Source organism: Streptomyces sp. URMC 127 (assembly GCF_051386535.1).
In the GTDB taxonomy this organism is placed as follows: Bacteria; Actinomycetota; Actinomycetes; order Streptomycetales; family Streptomycetaceae; genus Streptomyces.
In genome coordinates this window covers 1-7,347 of the sequence record NZ_JBPQTW010000281.1, presented here as the reverse complement: position 1 = coordinate 7,347, position 7,347 = coordinate 1, and the positions used below count along the sequence as shown (strand labels likewise).

The 7,347-nt window shown below is 70.0% G+C and carries 5 protein-coding genes; 1 reads left to right on the top strand and 4 read right to left on the bottom strand.

Annotated features, from left to right (window positions below; all coding sequences use genetic code 11):
• The 4 genes from ACSNOH_RS31895 to ACSNOH_RS31880 form a co-directional block, all read right to left on the bottom strand.
• A partial coding sequence (locus ACSNOH_RS31895; protein ID WP_436724935.1) for a hypothetical protein occupies positions 1 to 565 on the bottom strand: 565 nt, incomplete at its 3' end.
• A gap of 107 nt (positions 566 to 672) precedes the next feature.
• Positions 673 to 1,506 (bottom strand): thioredoxin domain-containing protein, encoded by an 834-nt coding sequence (locus tag ACSNOH_RS31890; protein WP_436724934.1) that lies wholly within the window; start codon positions 1,504 to 1,506, stop codon positions 673 to 675.
• Positions 1,507 to 1,540: 34 nt separating this feature from the next.
• Positions 1,541 to 2,185, bottom strand: a complete 645-nt coding sequence (locus ACSNOH_RS31885) for a hypothetical protein (protein WP_436724933.1) — start codon at positions 2,183 to 2,185, stop codon at positions 1,541 to 1,543.
• 57 nt (positions 2,186 to 2,242) lie between these two features.
• Complete coding sequence (locus ACSNOH_RS31880) at positions 2,243 to 3,598, bottom strand: DUF2252 domain-containing protein (RefSeq protein WP_436724932.1); 1,356 nt, start codon at positions 3,596 to 3,598, stop codon at positions 2,243 to 2,245.
• Between the two features lie 169 nt (positions 3,599 to 3,767).
• Here ACSNOH_RS31880 and dnaE point away from each other — a divergent pair, with 169 nt between their 5' ends.
• Positions 3,768 to 7,313, top strand: a complete 3,546-nt coding sequence (gene dnaE, locus ACSNOH_RS31875) for a DNA polymerase III subunit alpha (protein ID WP_436724931.1) — start codon at positions 3,768 to 3,770, stop codon at positions 7,311 to 7,313.
• Positions 7,314 to 7,347: the final 34 nt, after the last annotated feature.

Genomic DNA, 7,347 nt, shown 5'->3' with positions numbered 1-7,347 from the left:
CGGCGAGGCCGGCGGGGAGGGCCAGGGCGGCGAGCGCGAGCAGCAGCGGCCCGAGGGCGCGGGCCGCGGCCGTGCGCAGCAGCCCGGCCAGGGCGGCCTCGCCGCGGCGCAGCCAGCCGGCGGCCAGCAGGCCCACCGCGACGTGGCAGGCCAGCAGCAGCCAGGGCAGCGCCGGGCCGCCGGCGTGCGGGGCGTCGCCGCCGGTGGTCATGCGGGCCAGCGGGGTGCCGAGTTCGCCGCGGCAGGCGATGTCCAGGCCCAGGGCGTGCAGGGGGCCCGCGACGGGCCCGCCGGCCCGGCCGTAGCACGCGTGCTGGCCCGTGGTGAAGACGGTGTCCGCCGTCAGCTCCAGCGGGATCAGCAGGGCGGCGATGGAGCCGTAGCCGCGCTCACGGCCGGCGAGGGCGTAGGCGACGGCGAAGAAGGCCGCCGCCAGCCCGGCGACCGTGGCGGCGGGCAGGGGCGTGCGGGAGAGCAGGACGTGCGAAGCGGCGGACAGCGTGACACAGAGCGCCGTGAAGAGCGCCGCGCGCAGCGCCCGCAGTCGAACTCCCGTCCCCTCCATGAGGCCGAAGTCTGCCACGGCAGCCGTGAAGTGTCGTGTCAAGATTCGGCATCACTGAACGTCACCGGAGGGGACGGGACACCGGGGCGCGGGGGTGCCGCGGGGCCTTAGGACTTGAGGGCCGCGTCGATCGCCTTGGTGTACTGCTCGGGGGTGATCGGGACGTTCTTGCCGTCCTCCGCCGTCAGCTTCTTGCCGTTCATCTTCAGGGTGGGCGTGCCGGTGACGTCCTTGGCCTTGTCGAACTCGTCGGACACCGTCAGCGCCCACTTGTCGAACGTGCCGTCCTTGACGTTCTTCTCGAACTCCTTGTTGCCCTTGAGCGCCGGGACCTCGTTCGCGACCTTCAGCAGGACGTCGTCCTTGGCGTAGTCGTCCTTGGTCTCCTGCGGGTGGTTGGCCTTGGAGTACAGGGCCTTGTTGTAGGCGCTGAAGGCCTCCGGGCTGACGTTCAGGGCGGCGCCGAGCGCGCTGAGGGCGTTCTTGGAGCCGCTGCCGCCGAAGTTGCGGTCGAGGAACGTGGCGACGTGGTACGAGACCTTGTACTTGCCGTCCTTGACGTCCTTGTCGATGGTGTCACCGACGCTCTGCTCGAAGACGGAGCAGATCGGGCAGCGCATGTCCTGGTAGAGGTCCAGGGTGTGCTTGGCGTCCTTCTTGCCTATGAGGATCTCGGTGCCCTTGTCGCCGCCGGTGTTGGCGGGCTTGACGAGCTCCTTCTTCGACGCGGCCTCCCAGCTCGCGTTCAGGCCGCTCTTGCCGTCCTTGCCCAGCTGGGAGACGGCCACGACGATGCCCGCGCCGACGGCCAGGACGGCGACGACGGCGCCGCCGACGATCAGCTGGCGGCGCGTCCTGTCCTTCTTGGCCTGCCGTTCGCGCTCGGCGCGCAGCCGCTCGCGTGCGGACTGCTTGTTCTCCCAGTTGTTGCGCTTGCTCATGGTGGTGCGTTCTCTCCGTGTACGGGGTGGTGGGTCAGGCGGGGGCGGGGCCGCAGGCCGGCCCCCGCGGCGGCCCGCGCCGTACGACGGAGTGGACGAGGAGCGGAAGGGCACAGCCCGGGAGGGCGGCCCGCACGAACCGTACGGCTGACCCGCCGGGCACCGCGGCGCCGGTCGCGAGGACGGGCCGCAGCGGGCGGCACACCGCGGCGGCCGCCGCGCACAGCAGCTCCGCCAGGGCCCGCTCGCCGCGGCGCAGCCACGCGGCGGCCAGCAGGCCGACCGCGACGTGCGCCGCGAACAGCAGCCACGGGGCGGTGCCCGGCCCGGCGAACCGGGCGAGCGGCCCGCCCGTGCTGCCGCTGCACAGCCAGGCCAGCGCCCCCGGGGCGGAGGCGGGGTGGCCGGGGCGGCCGTAGCAGGTGTCCTGGCCGGTGGTGAAGAGGGCGGTGGTCGCCAGCTCCAGCGGGACCAGGAGGGCGGCGATGTGCCGGTAGCCGCGCTCCTGCCCGGCCAGCGAGTGGGCGAGCGCGAAGACGGCCGCGGAGGCCGCCGCGACCACCGGCACCGGCAGGGGCCTTCCGGACAGCAGCACGTGGGAGCCCGCGGACAGCGTGACGCACAGCGCTGTGAACAGCGCCGCGCGCAGTGCCCGCACCCATGCCGCCGATATGTCCATGAGGAACGAGTCTGGCACGGCCTGCCGTAAACGACGACTAAAGGCCGTGCCGGGGCCCTAGAGGCCGGGGATGCGGCCGTTGCGGAAGAGGTCCACGAAGATCTGGTGGTCCGCGCGGGCCCGGGCCCCGTAGGAGTGGGCGAAGTCCACCAGGAGCTCGGGGAAGCCCTCCTCGTCGGCGGCGATCACGGCGTCGATGGCCCGCTCGGTGGAGAAGGGCACCAGCGAGTGGCCGCTCTGGTCGTCCGCCGCGGCGTGCATCGTGGCCGTCGCCCGGCCGAGGTCGGCGACGACGGCCGCGATCTCGGCCGGGTCGTCCAGGTCGGACCAGTCGAGGTCGACGGCGTACGGCGAGACCTCGGCGACCAGCTGCCCGTAGCTGCGGCCCCCTTCCTGGATCTCCGTCCAGCCCAGCCAGGGGTCGGCGTGCGCCTGCAGGGCGCGCTGGGAGATCACCGTGCGGTGGCCCTCGTGGTGGAAGTAGTCGCGCACGGCCGGGTCGGTGACGTGCCGGGAGACCGCCGGGGTCTGCGCCTGCTTCATGTAGATGACGACGTCGTTCTCCAGGGCGTCGCTGTTGCCCTCCAGGAGGATGTTGTACGAGGGCAGGCCGGCGCTGCCGATGCCGACGCCGCGGCGGCCGACGACGTCCTTGACGCGGTAGGAGTCGGGGCGGGCGAGGCTGGTGTCGGGCAGCGTCTCCAGATAGCCGTCGAAGGCCGCGAGGACCTTGTAGCGGGTGGCGGCGTCCAGCTCGATCGCACCGCCGCCGGCCGTGAAGCGGCGGTCGTGGTCGCGGATCTCCGTCATCGAGGCGAGCAGCCCGAAGCGCGTCATGGAGCGCGCCTCGCGCAGGGCGCCGAGCAGCGGTCCGTCTGCGGTGTCGAGCGTGAAGGGCGGCAGCTCGGAGAGGACGTCGTGCGGGCTGCCCGCGGCCAGGGCGTGGATGCGCTCGCGGTAGGCGGCGGCGTAGGTCCGCACCAGCTCGGTGATCTTCTCGTCGCTGAGCGCCTTGGCGTGGCCGATCAGGGCGACGGAGGCGGCGAAGCGCTTGAGGTCCCAGGTGAAGGGGCCGACGTAGGCCTCGTCGAAGTCGTTGACGTTGAAGATCAGGCGGCCGTTGGCGTCCATGTACGTGCCGAAGTTCTCGGCGTGGAGATCGCCGTGGATCCACACCCGGCTCGTCCGCTCGTCCAGGTACGGGCCCGCGGCGCCCTCCGGCGCCTCCTCGGCCAGGTCCCGGTAGAAGAGGCAGGCCGTGCCCCGGTAGAAGGCGAAGGCGGAGGCCGCCATCTTCCGGAACTTGACCCGGAAGGCGGCGGGGTCGGCCGCGAGCAGCTCACCGAAGGCGGTGTGGAAAACGGCGAGGATCTCCTCGCCGCGCTGCGCGGCCCGGTCGTGCTCGGTCGCCATCGCGGGGTCCTCCTGGGGTGGGGCATGGAACGAACATCTGTGCTGTCGTGCTCAACGCGTGAGGGTACCGGCGCGTGCCCGCGGCTGTCGGTGGGGGCCGGTAACCTTCAAAACAGTCCCGCTGTGTCCGCTCAGTCCCGCTGCCCGCTCCCGCCGGAGGTCTCCCACCGTGGCCACGAAGCCGCCCTTCACGCACCTGCACGTCCACACCCAGTACTCCCTGCTGGACGGTGCCGCGCGGCTCAAGGACATGTTCAATGCCTGCAATGAGATGGGCATGACACACATCGCCATGTCCGACCACGGCAACCTGCACGGCGCGTACGACTTCTTCCACTCCGCGAAGAAGGCCGGGATCACCCCGATCATCGGCATCGAGGCGTACGTCGCCCCCGAGTCCCGGCGCAACAAGCGCCGTATCCAGTGGGGCCAGCCGCACCAGAAGCGCGACGACGTCTCCGGCTCCGGTGGTTACACCCACAAGACGATCTGGGCGGCCAACGCCACCGGCCTGCACAACCTCTTCCGGCTGTCCTCCGACGCCTACAAGGAGGGCTGGCTGACCAAGTGGCCCCGTATGGACAAGGAGACCATCAGCCAGTGGTCCGAGGGCCTGATCGCCTCCACCGGCTGCCCCTCCGGCGAGCTGCAGACCCGGCTGCGCCTCGGCCAGTTCGACGAGGCCCTGAAGTCCGCCTCCGAGTACCAGGACATCTTCGGCAAGGACCGCTACTTCCTGGAGCTGATGGACCACGGCATCGAGATCGAGCGCCGCGTCCGCGACGGTCTGCTGGAGATCGGCAAGAAGCTCGGCATCCCGCCCCTGGTCACCAACGACTCGCACTACACCTACGCCCACGAGGCCGAGGCCCACGACGCCCTGCTCTGCATCCAGACCGGCAAGAACCTCTCCGACCCCGACCGCTTCCGCTTCGACGGCTCGGGCTACTACCTCAAGTCCACGGACGAGATGTACGCCATCGACGCCTCGGACGCCTGGCAGGAGGGCTGCGCCAACACCCGGCTGGTCGCCGAGCAGATCGACACCGAGGGCATGTTCCAGTTCCGGAACCTGATGCCCAAGTTCGACATCCCCGAGGGCTACACCGAGGTCACCTGGTTCCGCGAGGAGACCATGCGGGGCATGCACCGCCGCTTCCCCGGCGGCATCCCCGAGGACCGCATGAAGCAGGTCGAGTACGAGATGGACACCATCATCTCGATGGGCTTCCCGGGCTACTTCCTCGTGGTCGCCGACTTCATCATGTGGGCGAAGAACCAGGGCATCGCGGTCGGCCCCGGCCGTGGCTCCGCGGCCGGCTCGATCGTCGCCTACGCCCTCGGCATCACCGACCTCGACCCCATCCCGCACGGCCTGATCTTCGAGCGCTTCCTCAACCCCGAGCGCATCTCGATGCCCGATGTCGACATCGACTTCGACGAGCGCCGGCGCGCCGAGGTGATCCGGTACGTCACCGAGAAGTACGGCCAGGACAAGGTCGCCATGATCGGCACCTACGGCACCATCAAGGCCAAGAACGCCATCAAGGACTCCGCCCGCGTCCTCGGCTACCCGTACGCGATGGGCGACCGCATCACCAAGGCCATGCCCGCCGACGTCCTCGGCAAGGGCATCCCGCTCTCCGGCATCCTCGACCCCGAGCACCCGCGCTACAGCGAGGCCGGCGAGGTCCGCGCGATGTACGAGAACGAGCCGGACGTGAAGAAGGTCATCGACACCGCGCGCGGCGTCGAGGGCCTGGTCCGGCAGATGGGTGTGCACGCGGCCGGCGTGATCATGTCCAGCGAGACGATCACCGACCACGTCCCCGTCTGGGTGCGCCACACCGACGGCGTCACCATCACGCAGTGGGACTACCCGAGCTGTGAGGCGCTCGGCCTGCTCAAGATGGACTTCCTGGGCCTGCGCAACCTCACGATCATGGACGACGCCGTCAAGATGGTGAAGGCCAACAAGGGGATCGACATCGATCTCCTGGCCCTCCCGCTCGACGACCCGAAGACCTTCGAGCTCCTCCAGCGCGGTGACACCCTCGGCGTCTTCCAGTTCGACGGCGGGCCCATGCGCTCCCTCCTGCGGCTGATGAAGCCCGACAACTTCGAAGACATCTCCGCCGTGTCCGCCCTCTACCGGCCGGGCCCGATGGGCATGAACTCGCACACGAACTACGCGCTGCGCAAGAACGGCCAGCAGGAGATCACCCCGATCCACCCGGAGCTGGAGAAGCCCCTCGAAGAGGTCCTGGCCGTCACCTACGGCCTGATCGTCTACCAGGAGCAGGTCCAGAAGGCCGCCCAGATCATCGCCGGGTACTCGCTCGGCGAGGCCGACATCCTCCGCCGGGTCATGGGCAAGAAGAAGCCCGAGGAGCTCGCGAAGAACTTCGTCCTCTTCCAGGAGGGCGCCCGCAAGAAGGGCTACACCGACGAGGCCATCCAGGCCCTGTGGGACGTGCTGGTCCCCTTCGCCGGCTACGCCTTCAACAAGGCCCACTCCGCCGCCTACGGCCTCGTCTCCTACTGGACGGCCTACCTCAAGGCGAACTACCCCGCCGAGTACATGTCCGCGCTGCTCACCTCGGTGCGCGACGACAAGGACAAGTCGGCGATCTACCTCAACGAGTGCCGGCGCATGGGCATCAAGGTCCTCCCGCCGAACGTCAACGAGTCCGAGGCCAACTTCGCCGCCCAGGGCGACGACGTGATCCTCTTCGGCCTCACCGCCGTCCGCAACGTCGGCCAGAACGTGGTCGACTCGATCATCCGCTGCCGCAAGTCCAAGGGGAAGTACAGCTCCTTCCCCGACTTCCTCGACAAGGTCGAGGCCGTCGTCTGCAACAAGCGCACCGTCGAATCGCTGATCAAGGCCGGCGCCTTCGACGAAATGGGCCACACCCGCAAGGGCCTGACCGCGCACTACGAACCGATGATCGACAACGTCGTCCAGGTCAAGCGCAAGGAGGCCGAGGGCCAGTTCGACCTCTTCGGCGGCATGGGCGACGACACCGGCGACGACGGGCCCGGCTTCGGGCTGGACGTGGAGTTCTCCGACGTCGAGTGGGAGAAGTCCTACCTCCTCGCGCAGGAGCGCGAGATGCTCGGCCTCTACGTCTCCGACCACCCGCTCTTCGGCATCGAGCACGTCCTCAACGACAAGGCCGACGCCGCGATCTCCCAGCTCACCGGCGGCGAGCACGCCGACGGCGCGATCGTCACCATCGGCGGCATCATCTCCGGCCTGCAGCGCAAGATGACCAAGCAGGGCAACGCCTGGGCCATCGCCACCGTCGAGGACCTGGCCGGCTCCATCGACTGCATGTTCTTCCCCGCCACCTACCAGCTGGTCTCCACCCAGCTCGTCGAGGACGCCGTCGTCTTCGTCAAGGGCCGCCTCGACAAGCGCGAGGACATCCCCCGGCTCGTCGCCATGGAGCTGATGGTCCCCGACCTCTCCAACGCGGGCACCAACGCCCCCGTGGTCATCACCATCCCCACCGTGAAGGTCACCCCGCCGATGGTGGAGCGCCTCGGCCAGGTCCTCACCCACCACCGGGGCTCCACCGAGGTGCGCATCAAGCTCCAGGGACCGCGCAAGACCACCGTCCTGCGCCTGGACCGGCACCGGGTCACCCCCGACCCCGCCCTCTTCGGCGACCTGAAGCAGCTGCTCGGCCCGTCCTGCCTGGCCGGCTGAGCACCCGCGGACCGGGGGGGGGCTCGCTGCCGCC

Coding starts and splice junctions, on each gene's coding strand:
- ACSNOH_RS31890 (WP_436724934.1), bottom strand. CDS start 1,506: ATGAGCAAGCGCAACAACTGGGAGAACAAGCAGTCCGCACGCGAGCGG.
- ACSNOH_RS31885 (WP_436724933.1), bottom strand. CDS start 2,185: ATGGACATATCGGCGGCATGGGTGCGGGCACTGCGCGCGGCGCTGTTC.
- ACSNOH_RS31880 (WP_436724932.1), bottom strand. CDS start 3,598: ATGGCGACCGAGCACGACCGGGCCGCGCAGCGCGGCGAGGAGATCCTC.